The 24914-nt window shown below is 72.8% G+C and carries 20 protein-coding genes and 1 pseudogene; 8 read left to right on the top strand and 13 right to left on the bottom strand.

Translation table 11 applies throughout. The annotated features are described in order from the left end of the window. Positions 1–8: 8 nt before the first annotated feature. The 9 genes and pseudogenes from cydC to deoC all read right to left on the bottom strand — a co-directional run. A pseudogene (cydC, locus tag OG598_RS22945) lies at positions 9–1815 on the bottom strand (thiol reductant ABC exporter subunit CydC); the annotation flags it as partial. After that, positions 1796–3472: a thiol reductant ABC exporter subunit CydD gene (gene cydD / locus OG598_RS22940; protein ID WP_328651019.1), complete on the bottom strand. Its 1677-nt coding sequence runs from the start codon at positions 3470–3472 to the stop codon at positions 1796–1798. The gene cydD and the pseudogene cydC, both read right to left, overlap by 20 nt. Continuing rightward, positions 3469–4476: a cytochrome d ubiquinol oxidase subunit II gene (locus OG598_RS22935; RefSeq protein ID WP_328651018.1), complete on the bottom strand. Its 1008-nt coding sequence runs from the start codon at positions 4474–4476 to the stop codon at positions 3469–3471. The genes cydD and OG598_RS22935 overlap by 4 nt, the downstream gene beginning before the upstream one ends. A 10-nt stretch (positions 4477–4486) precedes the next feature. After that, complete coding sequence (locus tag OG598_RS22930; RefSeq protein WP_328651017.1) at positions 4487–5740, bottom strand: cytochrome ubiquinol oxidase subunit I; 1254 nt, start codon at positions 5738–5740, stop codon at positions 4487–4489. Positions 5741–6097: 357 nt separating this feature from the next. After that, positions 6098–7003, bottom strand: a complete 906-nt coding sequence (locus OG598_RS22925; protein WP_328651016.1) for a M56 family metallopeptidase — start codon at positions 7001–7003, stop codon at positions 6098–6100. A gap of 10 nt (positions 7004–7013) precedes the next feature. Next, entirely contained in the window at positions 7014–7487 is a 474-nt protein-coding gene (locus OG598_RS22920; RefSeq protein ID WP_091394501.1) for a BlaI/MecI/CopY family transcriptional regulator, read from the bottom strand. A gap of 280 nt (positions 7488–7767) precedes the next feature. Further along, entirely contained in the window at positions 7768–8592 is an 825-nt protein-coding gene (locus tag OG598_RS22915; RefSeq protein ID WP_328651015.1) for an aldehyde dehydrogenase family protein, read from the bottom strand. After that, positions 8585–10015 (bottom strand): aldehyde dehydrogenase family protein, encoded by a 1431-nt coding sequence (locus tag OG598_RS22910; RefSeq protein WP_328651014.1) that lies wholly within the window; start codon positions 10013–10015, stop codon positions 8585–8587. Before OG598_RS22910 ends, OG598_RS22915 begins: the two co-directional genes overlap by 8 nt. A gap of 6 nt (positions 10016–10021) precedes the next feature. Continuing rightward, positions 10022–10981 carry a deoxyribose-phosphate aldolase gene (gene deoC / locus OG598_RS22905; RefSeq protein WP_328651013.1) on the bottom strand — a complete coding sequence of 320 codons (960 nt, stop codon included), beginning with the start codon at positions 10979–10981 and terminating at the stop codon, positions 10022–10024. Positions 10982–11114: 133 nt separating this feature from the next. On the opposite strand from deoC, the gene upp reads away from it, so the two are divergent. Together upp and OG598_RS22895 are read left to right on the top strand one after the other, a co-directional pair. Continuing rightward, entirely contained in the window at positions 11115–11747 is a 633-nt protein-coding gene (gene upp / locus OG598_RS22900; protein ID WP_328651012.1) for a uracil phosphoribosyltransferase, read from the top strand. 72 nt (positions 11748–11819) lie between these two features. Then, entirely contained in the window at positions 11820–12497 is a 678-nt protein-coding gene (locus OG598_RS22895; RefSeq protein ID WP_328651011.1) for a GOLPH3/VPS74 family protein, read from the top strand. Positions 12498–12510: 13 nt separating this feature from the next. Here the strand turns inward: OG598_RS22895 and OG598_RS22890 are convergent, their stop codons facing one another. After that, positions 12511–14178 carry a phospho-sugar mutase gene (locus OG598_RS22890; RefSeq protein ID WP_328651010.1) on the bottom strand — a complete coding sequence of 556 codons (1668 nt, stop codon included), beginning with the start codon at positions 14176–14178 and terminating at the stop codon, positions 12511–12513. Positions 14179–14226: 48 nt separating this feature from the next. Next, entirely contained in the window at positions 14227–16290 is a 2064-nt protein-coding gene (locus tag OG598_RS22885; protein WP_328651009.1) for a serine/threonine-protein kinase, read from the bottom strand. A gap of 206 nt (positions 16291–16496) precedes the next feature. Between OG598_RS22885 and OG598_RS22880 the strand changes: the two genes are divergently transcribed. Further along, complete coding sequence (locus OG598_RS22880) at positions 16497–18080, top strand: acyl-CoA mutase large subunit family protein (RefSeq protein WP_328651008.1); 1584 nt, start codon at positions 16497–16499, stop codon at positions 18078–18080. A gap of 480 nt (positions 18081–18560) precedes the next feature. Further along, complete coding sequence (locus OG598_RS22875; RefSeq protein WP_328651007.1) at positions 18561–19820, top strand: amidohydrolase; 1260 nt, start codon at positions 18561–18563, stop codon at positions 19818–19820. On the opposite strand, the gene OG598_RS22870 is transcribed toward OG598_RS22875, so the two are convergent. After that, a complete protein-coding gene (locus OG598_RS22870) occupies positions 19777–20739 on the bottom strand; it encodes a DUF4349 domain-containing protein (protein ID WP_328651006.1) in 963 nt (320 codons plus the stop codon). The genes OG598_RS22875 and OG598_RS22870 overlap by 44 nt on opposite strands. A 93-nt stretch (positions 20740–20832) precedes the next feature. On the opposite strand from OG598_RS22870, the gene OG598_RS22865 reads away from it, so the two are divergent. The 4 genes from OG598_RS22865 (at position 20833) to OG598_RS22850 (ending at position 24314) form a co-directional block, all read left to right on the top strand. Next, complete coding sequence (locus tag OG598_RS22865; RefSeq protein WP_328651005.1) at positions 20833–21465, top strand: MBL fold metallo-hydrolase; 633 nt, start codon at positions 20833–20835, stop codon at positions 21463–21465. Positions 21466–21469: 4 nt separating this feature from the next. Beyond that, positions 21470–22453: a hypothetical protein gene (locus OG598_RS22860; RefSeq protein WP_328651004.1), complete on the top strand. Its 984-nt coding sequence runs from the start codon at positions 21470–21472 to the stop codon at positions 22451–22453. Positions 22454–22557: 104 nt separating this feature from the next. Then, positions 22558–23292: an SCO6745 family protein gene (locus tag OG598_RS22855; protein WP_328651003.1), complete on the top strand. Its 735-nt coding sequence runs from the start codon at positions 22558–22560 to the stop codon at positions 23290–23292. 62 nt (positions 23293–23354) lie between these two features. Next, on the top strand, positions 23355–24314 hold the full coding sequence (locus OG598_RS22850; RefSeq protein ID WP_328651002.1) for a GNAT family N-acetyltransferase: 960 nt from the start codon (positions 23355–23357) through the stop codon (positions 24312–24314). Between the two features lie 75 nt (positions 24315–24389). On the opposite strand, the gene OG598_RS22845 is transcribed toward OG598_RS22850, so the two are convergent. Further along, the gene (locus OG598_RS22845; protein ID WP_091394460.1) at positions 24390–24845 is read right to left on the bottom strand and encodes a gamma-glutamylcyclotransferase; all 456 of its coding nucleotides are present in this window, start codon (positions 24843–24845) and stop codon (positions 24390–24392) included. Positions 24846–24914: the final 69 nt, after the last annotated feature.

The raw sequence follows: 24914 nt of genomic DNA, 5'->3' as shown, positions 1-24914 counted from the left end.
GAGTCGGGTCAGGGGGCGAGCGCCAGGTAACCCCGTTCGGCCGCGGCCTGGAGCAGCCACTGGTCCCGGTACCAGCCCGGGGCCGCCACCAACTCGGCGTGCCGACCGCGCTGGATCACCCGCCCGCCGTCCAGGACCACGATCTCGTCCAGCTCGGCCAACCCGCTGAGCCGGTGGCTGATCAGCAGCACCGAGTGCCCGGCGGGGGTGGCGGCGAGGGCGGACGCGAGCACCGCGTCCGCGGCCGTCGGGTCCAGACCTTCGGTGGGCTCGTCGAGCACCAGCACCGGCGGCGCGGCCAGCAGGGCCCGGGCCAGCGCCAGCCGTTGCCGCTGCCCGCCGGAGAGCTGCCCGCCCTCCTCGCCGACCAGCGTGTCCCAGCCCGCCGGCTGGGCGCGTACCCAGTCCAGCAGGCCGGCGGCGGCGGTGGCCGCGGTCAGCTCGTCCTCGCCCGCTCCGGCCCGCCCGAGCAGCAGGTTCTCCCGCACCGTGGCATGGAAGACGTACGCCTCGGCCAGCAGCCCGCCGACCGCGCGCGGCAGCGTCTCCTCGGCGTACGCCGAGAGGTCGTGACCGTCCAGGGTGACCCGGCCGGACGCGGGCCGGACGGTGCCGGTCAGCACAGCGGCCAGTGTGCTCTTGCCGGCGCCGCTCGGGCCGACGACAGCGATCCGGCGTCCCGCCGGCAGGTCCAGGCTGACCCCGTCCAGCGCGGGCGCCGCACCGGCCCGGTACCGCACCGTCACGTCGACGAAGCGCAGCTCGTGCGGGCCGGTCAGGTCCGTTGGACCGGTCGCCGGCGGCGCGGTGGACGGGTCGGCGTCGAGCAGGTCGGCCACCCGGGTCAGGCCGGGCCGCAACTGGGTCCACTGCCGGGCCGCCGCCACCAATGCCAGCGTCACCTCGACGGCGGCCAGTGTGCCGACCGCCAGGACGCCCACCAGCACCCCCGACACGTCGGCGGCGAGCGCGACCAGCACCACCGCTGCCGCGGTCACGCCGGCGACCAGCACGCCGGCCGCGTCCACAGCGAAGCCGGTGGCGGCCAACCGACGTTCCAGCCGGGCCAGCCGGTGGGCGCGCTGCTCGGCGGCGCGCAACGTGACGTCGGTCGCCCCGAACGCGGCCAGGTCGGCTGCGCCGTGGGTGAGGTCGATCGCGTCGGTGGCCAGCGCACCCCGCAGGGGGGCCACCTCGGCCGCGCTGCGGCGGGTGACAGCGGTGGCCAGAGCGGGCAGCGCCACCCCGGCGACCAGCAGCCCGACGGCGAGCGCGCCGGCGGCCGGTGGTGAGATCAGCGCCGCCACGGCGACCGCCGACACACCGACCACTGCCGCCGCCGAAGCGGGCACCAGCACCCGCAACAACAGGTCCTGGACGGCCTCCACGTCGGAGACCAGTCGGCTCAGCACGTCCCCCGAGCGGTGCGCCGTGCCACGGCGGGCCGCCAGGGTGGCGAAGACCCGGGCCCGGACGTCGGTGATCATGCGGAGGACCGCGTCGTGCCCGGCGAGCCGTTCGGTGTAGCGGAACACGCCCCGGCTGATCGCCAGTGCCCGGACCGCGACGATCGCCACTGTGAGGCGGTCCAGTGGAGGCTGACCGGCGGCGCTCATCAGCAGCCAGGTGGCGGTGGCCATCAGGGCCAGGCCGGCGAACTCGGTGGCGGCCGCCAGCAGCCCGGCGCCGACCAGGCGGCCCAGGTACGGCCGGGCCAGTCGCAGCACTGCCCGCTCGGCGGCGGCCCGCCCGGCCGGTGCCGCGTCGGCCACGACCGCCGGCCCGTTCTCCACTGTCATCGGGCGGCCTTCCCGGTCGGTTCGGGCGTCAACTCGGTGACCCGACCGTCCTCGATGCGCAGGATCCGGTCGGCGTCGGCCAGCAACGCCGGTCGGTGCGCGACCAGCAGCGCCGTCCGTCCGGCGACCAGGCGACGGGTGGCGTCGAGCACCACCGCCTCGGCCGCCGTGTCGAGCCGGGCGGTGGGTTCGTCGAGCAGCACCACCGGGGCGGAGCGCAGGAACGCCCGGGCCAGTGCCACTCGCTGCCGCTGCCCGCTGGACAGCCCGTGACCGCGCTCACCGAGCAGGGTGTCCAGGCCGTCGGGCAGGCCGGCCACCACGTCGTCCAGGGCGGCGTCGTGCACCGCGGCGGTGAGTACGTCGGCAGGGGTGTCCGGCGCGCCGAGGCGGATGTTGTCGGCCAGCGAGGCGGCGAAGAGGTGGGCCCGCTGCGGCACCCAGGCGAGCTGCCGGCGCCAGGCGTCCGGGTCGGCGGTGGCGAGGTCGACCCCGTTTACGGTGATCCGGCCGCTGGTCGGCACCACGAAACCCAGCAGGAGGCCGAGCAGCGTGCTCTTGCCGGCGCCACTGGGCCCGATGATGGCGATCCGCTCACCGGGCCGGATGGTCACTGTCACGTCGCGCAGCGCTGTGGTCCGCTCGTACGCCACTGTCACCCCCTCGAACCGGATCTCGGCCCGTGCGTCGGGGACGGAGGCGCCTTCGGCGGCCCGGGGCGCGGTGGGTGCGGCGGAGACGGTCAACGCCTCGTCCAGCGCGGCCAGCCCCTCCATGCTGGCGTGGAAGCGGCTGCCTGCGGCCCGCAGCGGCAGGTACGCCTCCGGGGTCAGCAGCAGCACCAGCAGCGCGGTTTGCAGGGCCAGCCCGCCGCCGAGCAGCCGGATGCCGACCGGCACCGCTACCAGCGCCACCGAGAGGGTGGCGACCAGTTCGAGGACCAGCGCGGAGAGGAACGCGATCCGCAGCGTCTTCATTGTGGCGACGCGGTGGCCGTCGGCCATCCGGCGCACCACGTCGGTCTGCGCCCGGGCCCGCCCGAACGCGCGCAGCGTGGGCAGACCGGCGACCATGTCCAGGAAATGCCCGCCGAGCAGCGCGAGCCGCCGCCACTGCCGCTCGGTGGCGGCCTGCGCCTGCCAGCCGAGCAACGCACCGAAGACCGGGATCAGCGGCAGGGTCAGCGCGATGATCACCGCCGAACTCCAGTCGGCGAAGACGACCCGCGCCAGCACCGCCAGGGGCACTGTCACGCTGAGCACCAGTTGCGGCAGATATCCGGTGAAGTACGCGTCCAGCGCGTCCAACCCACGCCCGGCCAGGGTGGCGATCTCACCGGCCCGCTGCCCGGCCACCCACCCGGGCCCGTGCCGGCCCACCGCGCCGAGCAGGTCGGCCCGCAACGTGGCCTTGACCGTGGCGGCGACCCGCGCCGAGACCGTGCCCTGCGCCCAGACCAGTGCCGAGCGGGCGGCGACCGCGACCACGAAGCCGGCCAGCGCCGGTCGATCCAGCCGACCGTCGATCGCGGTGGCCAGCACCGACGCGAGCGCGGTTGCCTGCGCCACGATCAACCCGGCGGCCAGCACCCCCAGGAGCGCGAGCACGGCAAGATCGCCCCGGGCCGCAGGGACCCGGCGCAGCAGACGCGGGTCGAACGGACGGCGGCTCACCAGTACACCGGTGCCCTACCGTCGGTCCGTCCTCGGAAAACCCACCAGCACATCGCCTGGAAGCCTAGTAGGGCCGGAAGTAGCGGCAGCGCCACCCAGCCCAGCAGCCGCAGTGTCGGCGCGCTGGCGGCGGCGTCGGCCACGAGTAGCGAGGCGTCGGGGTCGGTCGTGGACACCAGCACGTAGGGCCAGAGAGCTGCTCCGACCAGCAGCACCGGCAGCGCCAGGGCCGCGCCGGTGGCGACCAGAGCCCACCCTGGCCGCCGTCGGGTCAGCGCCGCGCGGGCCGCCAGCAGCGCCGCCACGAGCAGCACCGGCAGGAGTACGGCCAGTGCCGGCCGCTGCACGGCGTCGCGTACCCGGGCGGAGAGCAGGCCCACGACGGTGGCCAGCGCGACAGCGGTGAGCGCCACCGGCACCAGTCGGCGGGCCGTACGGCCGACCACTGCGGCGGCCTCGGCCGACAGTCGCACTGTGAGGAAGATCGCCCCGTGCACCGCGACCAGTGTGACCATGGCCAGCCCGGTGGCGGCCGCGAACGGGGTCGCCAGGTGTGTCACGCCGGCGACGTGCCCGTCGGCCTGGAGGGGTACGCCCTGCAACAGCGCGGCCAGCAGCACACCCCAGCCCAGCGCGGCGAGGGCGCTGCCGATCACCACGACGCGGTCCCAGCGGGCCCGGATCCGCTCGTCGTCGGGTCGGCTGCGCAGTTGCACCCCGACGGTGACCAGGATGACGCCGACCAGGGCGCCGACGACGGCCGGATAGCAGCCGGCGAGCAACTCGCCCTCCAGGAGGGGGAACGCGCCGAAGAGGATGCCCACGGCGGCCACCAGCCAGACCTCGTTGCCGAGGAAGAACGGGCCGAGCGCGGTGAGCGCCTCCCGCCGTCCGGCCGGACCGACGCCGCGGGCGAGCAGCAGCCCGACGCCGTAGTCGTAGCCGGCGAGCACCAGGTAGCTGGCGAAGAAGAGGCCGAGCACTGCGTACCAGGCGAGGTCCACTGTCTACTCCTCAGAGGAGGGCGGGTTCGGGGTGGGCCGGCTCGCTGGGCGGTGCCGGTGGGCGGCCGAGCGCCGGGTCGGCCGCGCCGCGCCTGGCGTGCCGGGCGAGCAGCACCCAGTTGGTGACGGCGAGGGCGCCCAGCAGCAGGCTGAACCCGATCAGCGAGGCGAGCATCAGTGGTGCGCCGACCGGGGAGACGGCCTGCTCGGTGGGGAGCAGCCCGTACGCCACCCAGGGCTGACGGCCGACCTCCCGGGAGATCCAGCCGAGGATCACCGCGATGAACGGCAGCGGCAGGCCGAGCAGGATCAGCCAGAGCGGGAAGCGCAGTCGGATGACCCAGTCCCGGAAGAGCAGGGGCAACAGGAGCCAGACGCAGCCGAGGGTGAAGCCGATCAGGATCATGAAGCCCAACCCGACGCTGGCCAGCACCGGCGGGGTGTAGTCGCCGGGGCCGAACCGCGTGGTCCACTCGGCGATCAGCGCCTGGCTCTCCGGCCCGTCGCCGCCGAACTTGGTCGGCTGCACCGCGCCCACCGGGCCGAACTGGGCGAAACCGAAGCCCTGCACCATCGAGATGGCCAGTGCCGCGGTGACCAGGCCGATCCGCAGCGAGGTGCGGAAGAGCGCGAAGTCTGGCGTACGCCGGATCAGGTGCCCGGCGCTGACCGCCGCCATCAGCATCCCGCCGACCAGCAGCGCCGCCGAGACCACGTGCCCGAAGGCCATGCCGAGGCTGGGGTTGGTGAGCAGCGCGCCGAAGTCGGTGAGGTGGGCGATTCCGTCGCGGACCTCGTAGCCGACCGGGTTCTGGAGCCAGGAGTTGGCCACCATGATCCAGAACGCCGAGGCGTACGCGGTGATCGCCACGCCCCAGAGCAACGCGAGGTGGACGCCCTTGCCGAGCCGGTGCCAGCCGAAGATCCACATCCCGAGAAACGTGGACTCCAGGAAGAACGCCACGAGCGTCTCGATGGCCAGGGGCGCGCCGAAGACGTTGCCGACGTAGCGCGACAGGCCACTCCAGTTCAGCCCGAACTGGAACTCCATCACGATCCCGGTCGCGATGCCGAGCACGTAGTTGATCACGTAGAGCTGACCCCAGTAGCGGGTCAGCCGCTCCCACTTCGGGTTGCCGGTGAGCACCCAGGCGGTCTGCATGCCGACCAGCAGGGTGACCAGCCCGAGCGTGACCACCACGAACAAAAAGTGGATCGAGGTGGTGGTCGCGAACTGTAGGCGGGCGAGGAGCAGGGTGTCCATGACCAGCCCTCCATAGCGTTGGCTGCCTTGTCGTAGCCACCCTACACGTAGTTTGCCTACTGGTAAGAACTACTACGCCCTGTCGTAGGTAACTCTACTACGTCACGTAGTAAATGAGGGAAAGCGCGCTCGATCGTGGATGCAGTGGTCTCGCGGATCCGGGATGCCCCTCGATCCTGGATCGAGTGCGATCTTGCGAGGGCGCCGGGCGCGCGGTGCGGGGGCGCGGGCAGTGAGGGCGGGGCGAGGGCGTGGGAGTGCGCGCGGTGTGGGGTGCGCGGTGCGGGAGTGCGCGCGGTGCGGGGGAGTGCCCTCCGCGCGGTTCTGCCGCGTGGGCTCAGGCGTGCCCGGTGGGCGTCAGCTCAGGAAGAGGGTGACCGGGAGGGCGACCAGCGTGGTGGCGACCGCGAGGGCGGTGGCGCCGAGCACCCGGGGCGGCTGGTCGCTGACCAGCAGGCGCTGCACCCGTACGTCGAGATCCCGGTCGCCCATGCCGAGCGCGCCGGCCGGGGTGATCCGGTGCCCGGCGGCGGCGAACCGGCGCAGGGCCCCCGCCAGCGGGGCGTCGGCGTGCAGCTCGCGGGCCTTGTCGTCGGCGCGCATCTCGACCAGCAGGGCGACCCGCTCGTGCGCGTCGCGCACCCAGCCGAACCACGGCAGTGCCCGGCACAGCGCGGTGAACGGCAGCAGCACCAGGTCGTGCCGCTCGTGGGCGTGCGCACGCTCGTGGCTGAGAACCGCGGCCAGCTCGGCCCGGTCCAACAGGCTCAGGGTGCCGGCGCTGACCACCACCTGCGGCTTGACGCCCGGCAGGCAGTACGCGGCGGCGCTCGGATGATCCAGCACCAGCGCGCCCGGCGCGGCCGGGTCGTTTCGGGCGACAAGGGAGAGCAGGTCCCGGTGGCGACGCTGGGCGCGTACGGTGCCGTGGATGCTGCGCACCGTCGTGGTGACCAGCACCGCCCCGATGCCGAAGCCCACGCCGACGCCGGCCAGGTGGAACGTGCCCACCCCGATCGGCAGGGCGCCGTGGGCGAGGTCGTTGGCCAGGGCGAGCAGTGCGCTGCCGGTCGGGCGGTCGTACGCGCTCAACCCCAGCGCCATCGGCAGGCCCATCGCGGAGAGGCCCAACGCCAGCCCGACGGCTTGCCAGCAGATGATCGCCACCCGAGGGCTGCGCCACGTCCAGGTGGAGCGGGCCAACACCTGGGCGGTCAGATAGCAGGCCAGCATCGTGGCGGCGAAGTGCACGGCGTAGGCCATGGCGCGCGCCCTACCGCTCCGCTGCCTCGCCGGCGGGTCGTCGGCCCGCCGGCCCGTCCACCCTGTCGGTCAGGGCGTCGGCCCCGCCCGCGTCGCCGCCGGTGGAGCCCGGCCCGGTCAGGCCGGCCTCGCTGCCCAGGGCCGCTCGCAGCACCTCGGCCTCGGTGCCGGTCACCGAGCGGGCGAAGCGCACCAGCGCGGCGTCCCGGCTTCCACCCAGGTCGAGGGCGTCGAGCATGAGTTGAGCGATGTGCGCCTCGCGGCTGGCCGCCGGACGGTACCGCCAGGCCCGACCCTCCCGCTCCCGTTGCACCATGCCCTTGCCGGCCAGTCGGTCCAGCACTGTCATCACAGTGGTGTACGCCAGCTCACGGCCATCGAGCGCGTCGGCCACCTCGCGCACGGTCACCCCGTCCGACGTGCCGGGAACCACGTCCCACAGCACGTCCATCACCGCACGCTCAAGATCGCCCAACCGAGTCACGAACCAATCCTACCCCCGGTAGTAGACCCCCACCGACCCACCAGGCCGTCCCTGCCCCCGCCCCACCCCACCCCAGCGGCGATCATGAGGTTGACCGGCTTGACGGAGATCGAACACCCCGCCAACCCCATGATCACCAGCCAGGATCGGCGGTACCGGCCAAGATCCGGACGAACCCGGCCCACGTCAGGTTTTCCGGGGGAGCCCGCCCACGCAGGGATCAAGCTTGAACGCCCGGAGTGGGCGGGCTCCCCCGGAAAACCCCAACGGCAGGGACCGATCACACCCCCTTGGGGTGCCACACCGTCTTCGTCTCCAACAGCGCCGTCATCCGAGCCACACCCGGGTCGACCGACCAGTCGTGGTCGGACGGGGCCGGTCGGAGCACCCGCTTGAGGTTCTCCGCCGCCTTGACCTCCAGGTCGGTGGCGAGCGCGGCGTCGGTGACCCCGGTCAGGTCGATCGCGTTGACGTCCATGTGCGCGGCCAGCGTCGGCGCGGTCTCGGTGATCGCGCCGGTGAGGATGTTGACCACACCGCCGGGCAGGTCGGAGGTGGCCAGCACCTCGGCCAGCGTCACCGCCGCCAGCGGCTCGCTCGGGGATGCCGCCACCACGACTGTGTTGCCGGTGACGATCGCCGGGGCGATCACGCTGACCAGGCCGAGCAGCGCCGGGCGCTCCGGGGCGACCACAGCGACCACGCCGGTCGGCTCGGGCGCGGAGATGTTGAAGTACGGGCCGGCGACCGGGTTGGCGCCGCCGTACACCTGGGCCAGCTTGTCGGCCCAGCCCGCGTACCAGACCCAGCGGTCGACAGCGGCGTCCACCTCGTCGCCGGGGATGCCCAGGGCGACGAACTGTTCGCGGCGGCCCTCCAGCATCTCGGCGGCCCGGTAGAGGATCTGACCCCGGTTGTACGCCGTCGCGCCGGCCCAGCCCTTGACGGCGGCGCGGGCGGCGACCACCGCGTCCCGGGCGTCCTTGCGGGAGGCCAGTGACACATTCGAGGACTGCACGAGATACGACCGTCCCGACTCGCTGCGCGGGAACTTCCCGCCGATGAAGAGCTTGTACGTCTTGCGTACCGCGACCCGCTCAGACATTGAGGTAGCCCTCCAGCCCGTGCCGGCCGCCCTCGCGACCGTAGCCCGACTCCTTGTAACCACCGAACGGCGAGGTGGGGTCGAACTTGTTGAAGGTGTTGGCCCAGACCACGCCGGCGCGCAGCCGGTCGGCCATCCACAGGATCCGGGAGCCCTTGTCGGTCCAGATCCCGGCCGACAGCCCGTACGGCGTGTTGTTGGCCTTCTCCACGGCCTCGGCCGGGGTGCGGAAGGTGAGCACCGACAGCACCGGGCCGAAGATCTCCTCGCGGGCGATCCGGTGTGCCTGGGTGACGCCGGTGAAGATGGTCGGCGCGAACCAGAAGCCCCGGTCGGGCAGTTCGCACGGCGGTGACCAGCGCTCGGCGCCCTCGGCCGAGCCGGCGTCGGACAGTTCGCGGATCCGCTCCAGTTGGGCTGCCGAGTTGATCGCGCCGACGTCGGTGTTCTTGTCCAGCGGGTCGCCGACCCGCAGCTGAGCCATCCGTCGCTTCAGCGACTCCAGCACCCGGTCGGCAACGTTCTCCTGGACCAGCAGTCGGGAGCCGGCGCAGCAGACGTGCCCCTGGTTGAAGAAGATGCCGTTGACGATGCCCTCGACTGCCTGGTCGATGGGTGCGTCGTCGAAGACGATGTTGGCAGCCTTGCCGCCCAGCTCCAGGGTGAGCTTCTTGCTGGTGCCGGCGACGGACCGGGCGATGGCCCGGCCCACGTCGGTGGAGCCGGTGAAGGCGACCTTGTCCACGCCGGGATGCTCGACCAGGGTGCGGCCGGTGTCGCCGGCGCCGGTGAGGATGTTGACCACACCGGCCGGCAGTTCGGCCTGCTGGCAGATCTCGGCGAAGAGCAGCGCGGTCAGCGGGGTGGTCTCGGCCGGCTTCAGCACCACTGTGTTGCCCGCGGCGAGCGCCGGGGCGATCTTCCAGGCCAGCATGAGCAGCGGGAAGTTCCACGGGATGACCTGCGCGGCCACGCCGATGGGTCGCGGGTTCGCGCCGAAGCCGGCGTGCTCCAGCTTGTCGGCCCAGCCCGCGTAGTAGAAGAAGTGGGCGGCGACCAGCGGCAGGTCGACGTCGCGGGACTCGCGGATCGGCTTGCCGTTGTCGAGCGATTCCAGGACGGCCAGCTCGCGGGAGCGCTCCTGGATGAGCCGGGCGATCCGGTACAGGTACTTCGCCCGGTCCCGGCCCGGCATCGGGCCCCAGACCTTGTCGTACGCCTTGCGGGCGGCGCGCACCGCGCGTTCCACGTCCTGGGCGCCGGCCTCGGCGACCTCGGCCAGCACCTCCTCGGAGGCGGGGTTGATCGACTTGAAGCTGCCACCGTCGGTCGGGTCGACGAACGTGCCGTCGATGAACAGCCCGTACGAGGGTTTGAGGTCCACCACCGAGCGGGACTCGGGGGCGGGGGCGTATTCGAACATCGGCTATCAGTCCAGGGTGAAGTAGTCGGGACCGGAGTAGGTGCCGGTCGTCAGCTTGGTGCGCTGCATCAGCAGGTCGTTGAGCAGGCTGGACGCGCCGAAGCGGAACCAGTCCGGGTTGAGCCAGTCCGGGCCGACGGTCTCGTTGACCATCACCAGGTACTTGATCGCGTCCTTGGTGGTCTTGATGCCACCGGCGGGCTTCACGCCCACCTGCCGCCCGGTCGCTTCGCGGAAGTCGCGGACCGCTTCCAGCATCACCAGGCTCACCGGCATGGTCGCCGCGATCGGGACCTTGCCGGTGGAGGTCTTGATGAAGTCGCCGCCGGCCAGCATGGCCAGCCAGGAGGCCCGCCGGACGTTGTCGTAGGTGGCCAGCTCGCCGGTCTCCAGGATCACCTTGAGGTGGGCGTCCCCGGAGGCCTCCTTGGTGGCCACGATCTCGTCGTAGACCTCCTTGTACCGCCCGGACAGGAAGGCACCCCGGTTGATCACCATGTCGATCTCGTCGGCGCCGGCCGCGACGGCGGCCCGGGTGTCGGCCAGCTTGATCTCCAACGGCGCCTGACCCGACGGGAACGCGGTCGCCACGCTGGCCAGGTGCACGCCACTTCCGCGCAGCACCTCGGCCACGTGCGGGACCATCGCCGGGTAGACGCAGACCGCGCCGACGTGCGGGCAGGACGGGTCGGCTGGGTCCGGACGCAGGGCCTTCGCGGCGAGCGCGCGCACCTTGCCCGGGGTGTCCGCCCCTTCCAGGGTGGTCAGGTCGACCATCCGGATCGCCAGATCGATTGCCTGGGCCTTGGCGGTGGTCTTGATGGAGCGGGTGCCGAGCTGTGCCGCCCGCTGCTCCGCGCCGACCTGGTCCACGCCGGGCAGGCCGTGCAGGAAGGTCCGCAGAGCGGTCTCGGATCGTCCCAGCTCGGAGAGCTCCGACCGGGCCGACGTCGTTGTCGCCGTCATGCCGAGAAGTCTACGCACGAGACCGCCGAGTGATCTTGCTCACGACCGCTCGACGACGTGCCGACGTGAGCGGCGTCCCTGGTCCGACCGCACCCGCACCGCCGCGCGGTACGGACCGGTAGGTTGAGCGATCGTGGACGTACACGTCATTGACCACCCGCTGGCCCAGTCCAGGTTGACCGCCATGCGGGACGCGCGCACCGATTCCTCGACGTTCCGGGCGGCGCTGCACGAACTGACCACCATGCTGGTGTACGAGGCGGCGCGCTCCTTCCCCGTCGAGCGGTACCCGGTGCAGACGCCGGTCACCGGCACCGAGGGCACCCGGCTGGCCAACCCGCCGCTGCTGGTCCCGGTGCTGCGCGCCGGGCTGGGCATGGCGGACGCCGCGCTGGGCCTGCTGCCCGAGTCCTCGATGGGGTTCGTGGGCCTGGCCCGCGACGAGGCGACCTACGAGCCCCGCGCGTACATGGAGTCGCTGCCCCGCGACCTGGCGGGGCTGCCGGTGCTGGTGCTCGACCCGATGCTGGCCACCGGTGGTTCGCTGGAGCACTGCTGCCAGCTTTTGGCCGACCGCGGCTGCACCGACATCACGGTGCTCTGTGTGCTCGCCGCCCCGGTCGGCATTGACCGGTTGGAGCGCTCCGGCCTGCCGTTGCGCCTGGTCACGGCCTCGATCGACGAGGGGCTCAACGACCGCATGTTCATCGTCCCCGGCCTGGGCGACGCCGGGGACCGCCAGTTCGGTGGCATGCCCCGCTTCTGAGGGGATACCCGGTCGGTGCCGGCTGCGGCGGGTCCGTGCGCGCGGTGCGCGGACCCGCTACCGTCTCCGGCCATGACTGGTGTTGCGCTCGCCGAGGAGTTGCTGCTCCTCGCCTACGACGACACGACCGGCAAGGCGACCATGCCACGGATCAGCCTGGACCTGGGCATGGCCGCCGCGGTGCTGGTCGAGCTGGCTCTGGCCGGCCGGATCGCGTACGCCGACGGGTCCCTGACGGTGATCGACCCGACGCCGACCGGCGAGCCGTTCAGCGACGACGTCCTCAGCCGGATCGCCGCCGACACGCCGCACACCCCGGCGTCCTGGGTGCAGCGTCTGCGGCACGGCCTGCGCGACCGGATCCTCGCCGACCTGTGCCGGCAGGGCGTCGTCCGGGACGTCGACGAGACCGAGCTGGGCTTCATCCACGTGCACCGTTACCCGGTCGTGGACACCTCCGTCGAGGCGGAGACCCGGCAGCGGCTGGCCGAGGCGCTGACCGGCGCGGCAGCCCCGGACGAGCGGACCGCCGCGCTGGCCACCCTGGTCGTGGTGCTCCGGATGGAGTCCGCGCTCGGAGTGGGCGTCGAGGCCGCCGCCGACGCCCGCCGCCGGCTGACGGAGATCGCCACCGGCGCCGGGTTCTCCGGCGAGGTGAGCACCGACGACTCGGTGGTCCGCCCGTCGGTCGGCCTGGTCGTCGCCGCCCTGGCCAAGGCCGTCGACCAGGCCCTCGGCCCGCGCCGCTGACCCCGCGCGCCGGTCAGAGCCCCAGAGCTGCGGCGACCTCGCCGCGCAGGGCGGCGACCGCCTGCGCCGCCCTGCTGCGGGCCGTCCGGACGTCACCGTCCACCACCGGTTCCACCACCTCGAGGTACGCCTTGAGCTTCGGCTCGGTCCCGGACGGGCGGATCACCACCCGGGCCACGGCGGTCCGCAGGATCACCACGTCCGACTCGGGCAGCAGGTCCCGGACGCTGTCCACCGGCTGCCCGAGCAGTGTGGCCGGGGTGGCCGCCCGGATCCGGGCCATCGCGTCGGCGATGACCCGCAGGTCGTCCACCCGGGCGGAGAGCTGGTCGGTGTGGTGGACGCCGAACTCGGCGGCCAGTTCGTCCAGCCGGTCGGTCAGCGTACGACCCTGCGTCTTCAGGCCGGCGGCCAACTCGGCCACCGTCAGCGCGGCGGTGATGCCGTCCTTGTCCCGGACGTGTTCCGGGGCGACGCAGTAGCCGAGCGCCTCCTCGTAGCCGAAGACCAGCGGCGCGCTCCCGCCGCCGGCCCGCACGATCCACTTGAAGCCGGTCAGCGTCTCGTCGTAGGGCAGGCCCCGAGCCGCGCACATCGCCCGCAGCAGTGACGACGACACGATCGTGGTGGCGTAGAGCCCGGTCACCCCCCGGCGCATCAGGTGATCGGCGAGCAGGACGCCCACCTCGTCGCCCCGCAGCATCCGCCAGCCGTCGCGCTCGTCCCGGACGACCACAGCGCAACGGTCGGCGTCCGGGTCGTTGGCGATGGCGAGGTCAGCGCCGGTGGAGTCGGCCAGTGCGATCAGCCGGTCCACCGCACCCGGCTCCTCCGGGTTGGGAAAAGACACCGTCGGAAACGCCGGGTCGGGCTCGGCCTGGTCGGGCACCACCCCGGGCACCGGGAAGCCGGCGCTGGCGAAGGCGGCGGTGAGCACCGCCGCGCCCACCCCGTGCAGCGGGGTGTACGCCACAGTCAGGTCCCGTGGCCCGTCCGGGTCGATCACCGCGGTGGCCCGTTCGACGTACGAGGCGACCAGGTCGTCGCCGAGCACCTGACCGGGCTCGCCCAACGGCACCTGGGCCAGCGGCCCGACCGCTCGGATGGCGGCCTCGATACCGGCGTCGGCGGGTGGCACGATCTGCGCGCCGGCACCCAACTCGCCGCCCAGCTCCGCGCCGAGGTAGACCTTGTAGCCGTTGTCCTGCGGCGGGTTGTGGCTGGCCGTGACCATCACGCCGGCGACACCGCCGAGGTGCCGCACGGCGTACGCCAGCACCGGGGTGGGCAGCGGGCGGGGGAGCAGCAGCGCCGGACGGCCAGCGCCGGTGGCCACCTGGGCGGTGCGCTCGGCGAACTGCCGGGAGCCGTGCCGGGCGTCGTACCCGACCACCAGCGGACCGGTGCCGCCCTGGGCCGCGAGCCAGGTGACCAGGCCGGCAGCGGCCTGGGTGACCACGGCGAGGTTCATGCCGTTCGGGCCGGCGCGCAGCGGGCCGCGTAGGCCCGCAGTGCCGAAGGTCAGCGGGCCGGCGAACCGGTCGGCCAGCTCCGGGGCGCTCGCCGGAAGCCCGTCGAGCACCGCCGTCAGCTCGTCCCGGCTGGCCGGGTCGGGGTCGTCGGCCAGCCAGCGCCGGGCTTGCTCGCGAATGTCGTCGATGTCAGTGGTGTCCGCCGCCATGCCCCTTGATAGCACGGCGACGGATCATCCCTGTCGGTTCCCTCCGGCTCAGCCGTTCCCGGTGAGCTGGAACGTCCGGGTCATCTCGTCGAAGATCGGCTTGCTCTCCGCGAACTTGGCGTCCGTGGCGGTGAGGTAGAACGAGTACGCCTTGCCGTCCTGGGCGACGCCCCGCCAGACGCCGTGCCGCATCGCGTCACCCGCGCCGCAGGTGTACTCGAATTCGGCTGCCGGCTTGCTGGCCAGTTCGGTCTCCGTGGAGGAGATCTGGTTGTACGGCTTGACGCAGGAGGTGCTCCGGGTCTTGAGGCCGTTCTCGGCCGTCTCGGCCCACCGGACGGAGCTGCTGCTCCACTTCTCGGTGATGATGCGGACCTTGCGGCCGCTGTCCGCAGGGTCGATGTAGTCGGTGTACGAGCCGCCGGTGGCCTTCTTCCAGCCCTTCGGCACCATGACCTGGATCCCGCGGGCCGTGTGCTCCTGCATCTCGACGGTGGGGGCCGCCGGGGCGGACGTGGTGGGCTGCGCGGCCGGGGTGCTCGGCGGGGTGTCGTCGCCGCCGGAGAGCGCCACCGCGGTGATCAGCAGCACGACGACCAACCCGCCGGCCGCGGCGAGCTGCACCTTGCGCGGCCAGCCCTTGACAGTGGTGACGAGCTGACCACCGGTGGCCCGGACCTTGTCCAGCGCGCTGCCGCCCGAAGCGGCGGGCGCGGTGGCCCAGGGCTGGCCGGTGCCCGGCACCGACCACTGGTTGCCGCCGCCGTAGGTGCCGCCGACGCGCTGGGTGGCCTCCGGTGCGCCGCCGTACCCGACCTGCTGGGTGGCATCGGCCGAGTTGCCGTAGCTGACCCGCTGGGTGGCGTCGGGGTGCCCGCCGGCGTCCACCCGCTGGGTGGCGTCCGCGTTGCCGCCGTAGGTGCGCCCTGCCGCCGGTCGGCCGGGAGTCGGCATCGCGCCGGTCGGCGTGTGCAGGGGGCCGGCCAACGCGTCGGCGCTGGTCTCGTCGAGCCCACCGGTGGTGCCGGCCGGGCGAGCCGCCTGCGGGCGCTCGCCCCGGCGCAGCGCTGCCAGCCGGTCGGTCAGGGACTCACCCGGGGCCAGCATCGCCTTGCCGCCGATCTGGCTGTCCGGCTTCGGCTCCGGCTGGGCCGGTGGGAGGACGGGGATGGGGCGCTGCTGCACCGGCACCACCGCGTACGGGTCGGTGACCGAGTGCACAGCCGTCGCCGTGCTGCCCAGCGGGCCGGCGAGCAGCTCGCGCAGCATGGCCCGGGAGGTGTGCACGTCGAGTCGGCGCGCCGGGTCCTTCTCGAGCAGACCCATCAGCACCCGGGTCAGCGGGCCGCTGCGCTGCGGTGGGGCGGGCGGGTCCTCCACCACTGCGTGCATGGTCTCGATCGGGTCGCCCTTGTCGAACGGGGGCCGCCCCTCGACGGCGGTGTAGAGCGTCACACCCAGCGAGAAGAGATCACTGGGCGGGCCGAACTCCTGGCCCATGGCCCGCTCGGGCGAGATGAAGTGCGGCGAGCCGAGCACCATGCCGGGGGTGGTGAGCTGCACGTCGGTGGGCATCCGGGCGACCCCGAAGTCGGTCAGCACGCAGCGCCCGTCGGTGCAGATCAGCACGTTTGCGGGTTTGACGTCACGGTGCAGCACGCCGATCGCGTGCGCGACCTCCAACGCGCCGAGCAGCGCGATGCCGATCTTGGCGACGGCGCGGGGCGCGACCGGCCCGTCCTCGATCACCATGTCGGCGAGGCTGCGGGCGTCCAGCAGCTCCATCACGATCCACGGCCGGCCGGCCTCGGTGACCACGTCGTACACCTGCACCACGGCTGGGTGCTGGATGGCGGCGGCGGCGCGGGCCTCGCGCAGGGTGCGTTCGTACATCGCGTCGCGGTCGCTGGGGGCCAGCCCCGGGGGCAGGACGACCTCCTTCACCGCCACGTCACGGCGCAGCAGGGTGTCTGTGGCGCGCCACACCGTGCCCATGCCGCCGTTGCCCACCGAGGACCGCAGCGAGTACCGGCCACCAATGGTGGTGCCGGGCGCCGCTCGTCCGTTGGCGGGACTAACTGGTCCGCCGCTCCACGTCGGGATCTGAGTCACAGAAAAGCCACCGGGGGAAATCGAGGGGGGCTGGGACACAACCCCCCTATCTTGCTGGTTCCGACGCCCGATGCGAAAGCCGACGCGGCGGACGTTTGTCGAAGTCGACAGAACGTGCCCTGTCGTTCACCTGGTGTCGACCGGTCGGGACGCACTGTGCGGTATCCCTCACGCGACCACGTGGCCAGGCGTCCTACCATCCGGGGATGAACCAACGGCGGTCAAGTGAGTCCGGTTTCCCGATCAACGGCGTCTACACGGAGGCCGACCTTCCGGAGGACCTGGACTCCCGGCTCGGCAGCCCGGGCGAGTTTCCGTACACCCGGGGTGTCTACCCCACCATGTACACCTCCCGCCCGTGGACCATGCGCCAGTACGCCGGCTTCGGCACCGCCACCGAGTCCAACGCGCGGTACCACCAGTTGTTGCGGGCCGGCACGATGGGCCTCTCCGTCGCGTTCGACCTGCCGACCCAGATGGGCTACGACTCGGACGAGCCGATCGCGCACGGCGAGGTCGGCAAGGTGGGTGTCGCGATCGACTCCATCGAGGACATGCGGCTGCTCTTCGCCGACATCCCACTGGACAAGGTGTCCACCTCGATGACCATCAACGCGCCCGGTTCGGTGCTGCTGCTGCTCTACCAACTCGTCGCCGAGGAGAACGGGGTGCCGGGCACGGCGCTCAACGGCACCATCCAGAACGACATCCTCAAGGAGTACATCGCCCGAGGGACGTACATCTTCCCGCCGAAGCCGTCGCTGCGCCTGGTGGCCGACACGTTCGCGTACTGCCGCAGCGAGGTGCCGAAGTGGAACACCATCTCCATCTCCGGCTACCACATGGCGGAGGCCGGCGCGACGCCCGCGCAGGAGATCGCGTTCACGCTGGCCAACGGGGTGGAGTACGTACGGGCGGCGCTGGCCGCCGGGCTCGCCGTCGACGACTTCGCGCCCCGGCTGTCGTTCTTCTTCGTGGCCCGCACCACGCTGCTGGAGGAGGTGGCGAAGTTCCGCGCCGCCCGGCGGATCTGGGCCCGGCTGATGCGGGACGACTTCGGCGCCAAGGATCCGAAGTCGATGATGCTGCGGTTCCACACCCAGACCGCCGGCGTGCAGCTCACCGCCCAGCAGCCGGAGGTGAACCTGGTTCGCGTGGCGGTGCAGGGTCTGGCTGCCGTGCTCGGTGGCACCCAGTCGCTGCACACCAACAGCTTCGACGAGGCGATCGCGCTGCCCACCGAGAAGGCGGCCCGGCTCGCGCTGCGTACCCAGCAGGTGCTGGCCTATGAGACGGACCTGACCGCCACCGTCGACCCGTTCGCGGGGTCGTACGTGGTGGAGGCGATGACCGCCGAGATCGAGGCTGCCGCCGTCGAGTTGATGGAGCGGGTGGCCGACCACGGCTCGGCGGTGGACGCGATCGAGGCCGGGTTCCAGAAGCGGGAGATCGAGCAGTCCGCGTACCGGATCGCCCAGGAGATCGACTCGGGGGAGCGGGTGGTGGTCGGGCTCAACCGGTTCACCGTGGACGAGGAGGAGCCGTACGAGCCGCTGCGGGTCGACCCGACGATCGAGGCGGCCCAGGCCGACCGGCTGGCCCGGCTGCGCTCCGAGCGGGACGCCGACGCGGTCACGCGGGCGCTCGCCGACCTTCGGGCCGCCGCCGAGGGCACCGAGAACGTGTTGTACCCGATGAAGGAGGCGCTGCGGGCCCGGGCGACAGTGGGTGAGGTCTGCGGGACGTTGCGTGAGGTCTGGGGGTTGTACCGACCCACCGACCGATTCTGAGCGCCCGGCCGCGACTGCGGTTGAGCGCCCGGCCGCGACTGCGGCCTCGGGGCGCGGTGTGTCCGGCGCTCTCAGCGGGTATCCGGTCGGTTGAGCCGGGACGCACACCGTGTGCGCCCACGGTGGGTGGGTGCGTGTGAGCGTCCTTATCCGGCTCGTTGCCGTGTGTGGTCGGCTAATTGTCGGAGTGTCAGTTCATCACCCCGACTAATGCGACAATTTGGCAACGGGGCTCCGACTGGCGCCGGGATTCGTGACCGCCGTGATCGGTTACGCGTTGTAGGAGGTGAGGGGCTGATGACGGCGTTTGACCGTGATCTACCTGCTGTCCCCCGCCTTGAGGAGCGCCCCCAGCAGGGCATACGTGACTCTGCGCGGTCCGATCATTACCGTAACGAGGTTGCGCAGCGTCACCGTCGGAGGTCTAGGCTGTCTGCTGTCCCCGATGATCCATCCATTCCTAGTGATCGAGAATTCGACGTGACGAGTGCGTTGACGCTGCCCACAAGTGGCCAGCTGGCGTCGTCCTGGCCGGAGACGCCACCGGGATCCCAGCCCCTGCCCCGCGAGCTGGACCACCTTCTCGCGCTCCGGGTACCGGGGCTGATCGCTACGCGCCGTCACCTCCACTCGCACCCGGAGCTCTCGGGCAACGAGTTCGAGACGGCCGCACTGATCGCCCGGGAGCTGTCGCTGGCCGGGTTGAACCCGCGCCTGCTGCCCAAGGGCAACGGCGTGATCTGCGACGTCAACGGCAGGCCGGACGGTCCGGTCGTGGCGCTGCGCGCCGACATCGACGCCCTGCCGCTGGACGATCCCAAGGACGTCCCGTACCGGTCGACAGTGGAAGGCGTCTGCCACGCCTGCGGACACGACGTGCACACCTCGGTCCTGCTCGGCGTCGGCATGCTGCTGGCCCAGCTCGCCGACCTCGGTGAGCTGGACGGTCGGGTCCGGCTCATCTTCCAGCCGGCCGAGGAGATCCTGCCCTGCGGTTCGCTGGAGGTCATCGAGGCCGGCGGCCTGGACGACGTGGTGCAGATCTTCGCGCTGCACTGCGACCCGAACCTGCCGGTGGGCCAGGTCGGCCTGCGGGTCGGCCCGATCACCGCGGCCGCCGACAACGTGACGGTCCGACTCTCCGGCCCGGGCGGGCACACCGCCCGCCCGCACCTGACAGTCGACATGGTCGACGCGCTCGGTCGGCTGATCACCGAGGTGCCGGCCCTGGTCAGCCGCCGGGTGCCGGCCAACAGCGGCCTGCTGCTGGTCTTCGGCCACGCCTCGGCCGGCACCCGCTACAACGTCATCCCGTCCGAGGCGAGCGCCTCCGGCACCCTCCGGGTGATGGACCGCGACACCTGGGAGCAGGCTCCCAAGATCGTCGCTCAGGTGGTGCGGGACGTGATCGCGCCGACCGGTGCCACAGTCGACCTGGAATACCTGCGCGGCCGGCCGCCGGTGTGCAACGACGCCCACGCCATCCAGGTGCTGACCGCCGCCACCGCCGCCGCCCTCGGCCCGGACGGGATCGCCGAGACACCGCAGAGCATGGGCGGCGAGGACTTCTCCTGGTACCTGGAGTACGTCCCCGGCGCCCTCGCCCGGCTCGGCGTGGGTCGCTCCGGCCCCAACGTCGACCTGCACCGGGCGAGCTTCGACGTGGACGAGCGGTCCATCGCGGTCGGCGTCCGCGTCATGGTGCAGACCGCGTTGCGGGCACTGGCGGCGGCGCGCTGACCGGCGCGACCAGAGCCGGGGACTTACGCCGTCGGCGCAGCACCACCAGCAGCGCCACCAGCGGTACGCCCAGCGCCACCAGCCACGGCAGCAACGCGCCCAGCACCGTGAGCAGGACGGTCATCGAGACGACGAACGCCTTCCAGCCGCCCTTGAGCCCGACCAGGAAGCCGGTCTCGGCCTCGTCCTCGGTGTCCTTCGCCGCCGGCCCGGCCAGCGACACGGTGATCGTGGAGAGGGCGGTCAGGTCGGCCAGGCGCCGTTTCTTGGCCTCCAGCGAGGCCAGGTCGGCCTCCCGTCGACCCAACTCGTTCTCCAGCGACACCAGGTCGGTGATCGAGGTGGCCCGGGACAGCAACCGGCGGGCGCTCTCCACCCGGGCCCGCTGACTGGTGATCCGGGCCTCCAGGTCGACGGTCTCCTCCGTGACGTCCTGGGTGTCGATCTGCCGGCTCTGCTGCCGACCGAGCTTCGCGATCTCCTCCACCACGCCGGTGAACTTCGCCGCCGGCACCCGCAACTCCAACTCCGCCACCGCGTCGGCGTCGGCACTGCGCCGCTGGTCACCACCGACGAAGCCGCCGGCCTGGGTGGCCACGGCGGTGGCCTCGCGGGCGGCGGAGTCCACATCGTCCACCTGCACCCGCATCCTTCCGGTGTAGATGATCGCCCGCTGGTCGACCCGTAGGTCCGGCGCGCCGGCGCCGGCACCCTCCGGCGCGCCCGCGGCGGCGTCCCGGCCCGCCTCGCCGCCGTTGGCCGCTGGCGCCTCGGCCGCCGTGTCCGCGCTGTCGTGCGCCCCGCTGTCGCCGGCGCCGCACCCCGTCAGCGCCAGGGCCGCCGCCAGTGTCGTGGCCGCCAGCAGCGCACTGCGGCGTCGTCCCACCTGTCCGTCCATCCCCGCTCCCATCGTCGTCAACCGGTGTGGCGATAGCTCGGACGCGACGCGCACACCGGCTGGTTCCGGCAGACTGCGCTGAGGACGTCACGATTCGATAATCGAGGAGTCACGATGCGGCTCACCAAGTACGCCCACTCCTGCCTCCGGGTGGAACACGACGGGGGAGTGCTCGTCGTCGACCCCGGCGTGTTCGGCGACGCCACGGCGGCGCTGGACGGTGCGGACGCGGTGCTGATCACCCACGAACACCCCGACCACCTGGATCTGGCAGCGGTGCGCCTCCAACTCGACCGACAGCCGTTCCCGATCCACGGGCCCGCCTCGCTCGCCGAGACCCTGGGCGACGCGGCCGACGTGCTGCGCCCGGTCAGCGTCGGTGAGTCGTTCACCGCCGCCGGGGTCGCGGTGCGCGCGTACGGGGGGCGGCACGCCGTGATCCACCCCGACATCCCGGTGGTCGACAACCTCGGCTACCTGATCAACGACGTGGTCTACCACCCGGGAGACTCGCTGGTGGTGCCCGACGAGACACCCGTCGACACGCTCTTCGCACCGATCCACGCCCCCTGGTCGAAGTTTTCCGAGGTGGTCGACTTCATCCGCGCTGTCGCACCGCGGCGCGCGTACGCCCTGCACGACGCGTTGCTCAACGACAACGGGCTGGGCGTGCTCGACAGGCAGTACACGGCGCTGTCCGGCACCGAATACCAGCGGCTGGAGCCCGGTAGCCGGGTGGACGTCTGACCCGATGCCCGGCCTCTCCGCGGAGCTGGTGCAGCAGCTCTACCGCACCCCACCGGACCGGTTCGTGGCCGCCCGGGACGCCGCCGTGGCCGAGGCCCGCCGGGCCGGTGACCCGGCCACCGCCCGGCAACTGGCCCGGCTGCGTCGCCCGACGGTGGCGGCCTGGTTGGTGAACCTGCTCGCCATCCGACGCCCGGAGCTGGTCGCCGATCTGGTGCAGCTCGCCGACGCCCTGCGGGTCGCCCAGCGGGAGTTGCGGGGGCCCCGACTGCGGGAGCTGTCCGCGCAGCGCAGGGCGGTGGTCGGCGCGCTGGTCGCCGAGGTTCGCAAGCTCGCCGCGGCCGAGCCGGACGCGCCACCGGCGAGCCGGCTGCCCCTGGCCGAGGTGGAGGCGACGCTGAACGCGGCGTTCTCCGACGTCGAGGTCGCTGAGCAGGTGCGGGCGGGCCGCCTGCTGCGGGCGACCAGCTACGCCGGCTTCGGTGAGGTGCCCCGGCCGCAACTGCGGCTGGTCACCGACGATGACGAGGAGCGCGAGGAGGAGCGCCCGGCCCGCCGACCCGGCCCCCAACGGGGCCGTCCCGAGGCGGCACCCCGTACGGACCGGGCGGCCGAGCGTGCCGAGCAGGCCGAACGGGCCGCACAGCGGGCGGCCCGAGCCGAGCGGGCCCGGCAGCGCCGCGCCCTGGACCGGGAGTTGGGGAAGGCCCAGGCCGACCAGGAGCGGGCCGAGACCGAGCTGACCGAGGCGACCGGGCAGGAGCGCGACGGTGCGGCAGTACTCGATCGCCTTGAGGCCGAGCTGGCCGAGCTGGAGCGGCGGCGCGCGGTCGCCGAGCAGGACCTCAGCCGGGCCAAGCTCGCCCGGCGTGCCGCCGAACGGGCGGTCACAGTGGCCCGGCGGCGTGCCGGTGAGGTCGAGGCGGCGGTCGAGGCACTGGCGGCCGAAGAGGGGGATGCGGACGCGGGCAGTGGCGCGGCAGACTGAGCATCGATGGACGACGACGAGTGTGCGGGCCGTACACGGCGAGTGGCCTCCGGTCGGGGCGTGGTCGTGGTCGCCGGCTCGGGTTGCCCGAGCGGGGCGGCGCGGTGACTCCGGAGCAGGTCGCGGCCGCCAGTAAGCCCGTCGTGCTCGACCTGGGTGACGCCTTCAGCCGGGACCCGACCACGCTGCGCCGGGCGCGACTGCTCGGCATCTCCGGCTGGGCCTTCTACATCAGCGGCCGGGCCGGCGCGCTCGGCGGTGTGCGAGCCGAGACGGCCGCCGCCGCCCTCGGGTTCATCGCCCCGGACGCGGTCGCCGACGGTTGGGACGCCGCCGCCCGGGTGGTTCCGCCGTTCGAGGTGGCCGCCGCGAGCCTCGCCGAATGCTGCCGGTGGGGGGCGCAGCAGCTTGGCCCCCTGCCCTGCACCGAGCGCCTGTCGGCGCTCGTCGAGCGGGCAGTGGTGGCGGCGGAGACCAGTGGGATGCCGCTCTTCGCCGCGTGGCGGGCCATGCCGCTTCCGGATCTCTCGCCCGGGGCTCGCAGCGCCGCCGGGCTGCGGCTGCTCCGGGAACACTTCACCGGCGCCTACCTGCTGGCGGTACGCGCCGCCGGGATGACCCCGCTGGAGGCCGTGCTGGCCGGGCCGGAGGGTGAGGCCGGGGCGGTGGCCTGTGGCTGGCCGCCGCCGTACCCGCCGATCGGGCCGCTGGTGCGCCGCCGTCTCTGGGCGGAGGCGGTGACCAACCGGCTGGCTGCTCCGGCGTTCACGGCCCTCGGGCCCGCCGACGGCGCGGAGTTGGTGGAGTTGCTGCACCGCACCCGGGCCGACCTCGGCTGAGCGTCCCGCCGGCCGGAAAAATGGGCGGCGCCGGAGTGCATCGGCTGCCAGGATGTCCTGCCGTGACCCTTCCCGCTGGTTGGACGACGCGCCGACCCACCCTCGACGACGTGCCGGCGATCCTCGCGGTGGTGCACGCCGCCGACACCTTCGCCATCGGCCATCCCGACTTCGACGCCGAGGACGTCGCGGCGTCGCTGACCGCCCCCCACTTCGATCCGACCCGGGACTCCTGGCTGGCCATCGACCCGGACGACACAGTGGTCGGCTGGGCGACGGTGGACAACCCGACCGCTGTGGGCCGGGAGTTCGTGGAGGTCTACGTCGATCCGGTACGGGCCGCCGCCGTCCGCGCGCCGTTGCTGCTCCGCCAACTGGACCGGGTCGCCGAGCGCGCTGCCGAGCGGGGGCTTCCGTCGCTCACCGTCCGCTGCGCGGTCTTCGCCCCGGAACGCGCCTGGGAACACGCACTGCGCGGGCTCGGGTTCGCCCTCGTCAAGCGGTACGTGCGGATGAGCCGGCCGTTGGACGACCTGCCCGACGAGCCGCTCGCTTCATCGGCTGTGACGGTGCGACCGGTCCGCCCGGACGACGAGGCCGACCTGGTGGCCTTCCACCGGATCTACGAGGCCGCCTTCGGCGACACCCCGGACCACGAGCCGCTGTCGTACGAGCGGTGGCGGGCCCGGATCGGCGACCTGACCGCCTGGGACGAGTGGTTCGTCGCCGAGGTGGACGGGGTGCCGGTCGGCGCGTTGCAGTCCTCGGACCAGGCGCTCGACCAGCAGTCGGGCTGGGTGAAGAGTCTGTCGGTGCTGTCCGCGTACCGGCGCAGGGGAGTGGGTGCGGCGTTGCTGCGCCGCGCCTTCGCCCGCTACGCCGAGAAGGGGCGGCGCGCGGTCGGCCTGGGGGTCGACCTCACCAACCCGACCGCCCCACTGTCGCTGTACCGGTCGGTGGGCCTGCGGGAGACCCAGTGGACCGACATGTACGAACTTTCCGTTCCGGCGGCCGGTGTGTGATTGACGACCCCGGTCCGGCCCGCCCGGCGCTCCGGTCGACAGCGGTAGCACACTGGAGGGGTGCGATACGCGCTGCTACGGCGAGGCGGTGCCGGTGGGGCGGGCCCGCAACTCGGTGACGTAGTCGTCCGGGGCGCCCGCCTTCTCGGCGGCGTTCGCGATCTCCGACAGATACCACGAGGTCGGCAGGCCACCCTCGTACCCGTTGAAGACGTAGATCCACGCGGTCACGTCGCCGTCGAGGGTGGAGACCCGCACGTGCAGCTTGCGGTACGTGCCGGCGGTCACCCCCTCGATCTCGTCGAGTTGGCCCGCGTCGTAGGGGTGGATGTCGTAGAGCGCCACGAAGACCCGGTCACCGGGAGACTCGACAAGGGTGCTCACCGCACCCTCCCAGCCGATCACGTCCGCCCCGGCGAAGGTCAGCCGCCAGCCCTCCAGCCAGCCGGTGCCCACCATCGGCGAATGCGGACAGTAGGCGCGCATCCGGGCAGGGTCGAGATTTGAGCCGTAGGCGGCGTGATGACGCACGGCGATGACGATAGCCCGGCCGACGGGTGGGGGAGAATACGACAGTGCGTGTCGAATGCGCTCGGGAGA

Source organism: Micromonospora sp. NBC_00330 (assembly GCF_036136635.1).
Classification (GTDB): Bacteria; Actinomycetota; Actinomycetes; order Mycobacteriales; family Micromonosporaceae; genus Micromonospora; species Micromonospora salmantinae.
Note: the sequence above shows the minus strand (reverse complement) of the source record. Positions and strands in the feature narration are given on the sequence as shown.

Excerpts from the sequence above, each read along its gene's own strand:
- OG598_RS22930 (WP_328651017.1), bottom strand. The coding sequence starts at position 5,740 with ATGGACACCCTGCTCCTCGCCCGCCTACAGTTCGCGACCACCACCTCG.
- OG598_RS22925 (WP_328651016.1), bottom strand. The coding sequence starts at position 7,003 with ATGGCCTACGCCGTGCACTTCGCCGCCACGATGCTGGCCTGCTATCTG.
- OG598_RS22915 (WP_328651015.1), bottom strand. The coding sequence starts at position 8,592 with ATGTCTGAGCGGGTCGCGGTACGCAAGACGTACAAGCTCTTCATCGGC.
- OG598_RS22910 (WP_328651014.1), bottom strand. The coding sequence starts at position 10,015 with ATGTTCGAATACGCCCCCGCCCCCGAGTCCCGCTCGGTGGTGGACCTC.
- deoC (WP_328651013.1), bottom strand. The coding sequence starts at position 10,981 with ATGACGGCGACAACGACGTCGGCCCGGTCGGAGCTCTCCGAGCTGGGA.
- OG598_RS22895 (WP_328651011.1), top strand. The coding sequence starts at position 11,820 with ATGACTGGTGTTGCGCTCGCCGAGGAGTTGCTGCTCCTCGCCTACGAC.
- OG598_RS22890 (WP_328651010.1), bottom strand. The coding sequence starts at position 14,178 with ATGGCGGCGGACACCACTGACATCGACGACATTCGCGAGCAAGCCCGG.
- OG598_RS22880 (WP_328651008.1), top strand. The coding sequence starts at position 16,497 with ATGAACCAACGGCGGTCAAGTGAGTCCGGTTTCCCGATCAACGGCGTC.
- OG598_RS22865 (WP_328651005.1), top strand. The coding sequence starts at position 20,833 with ATGCGGCTCACCAAGTACGCCCACTCCTGCCTCCGGGTGGAACACGAC.
- OG598_RS22860 (WP_328651004.1), top strand. The coding sequence starts at position 21,470 with ATGCCCGGCCTCTCCGCGGAGCTGGTGCAGCAGCTCTACCGCACCCCA.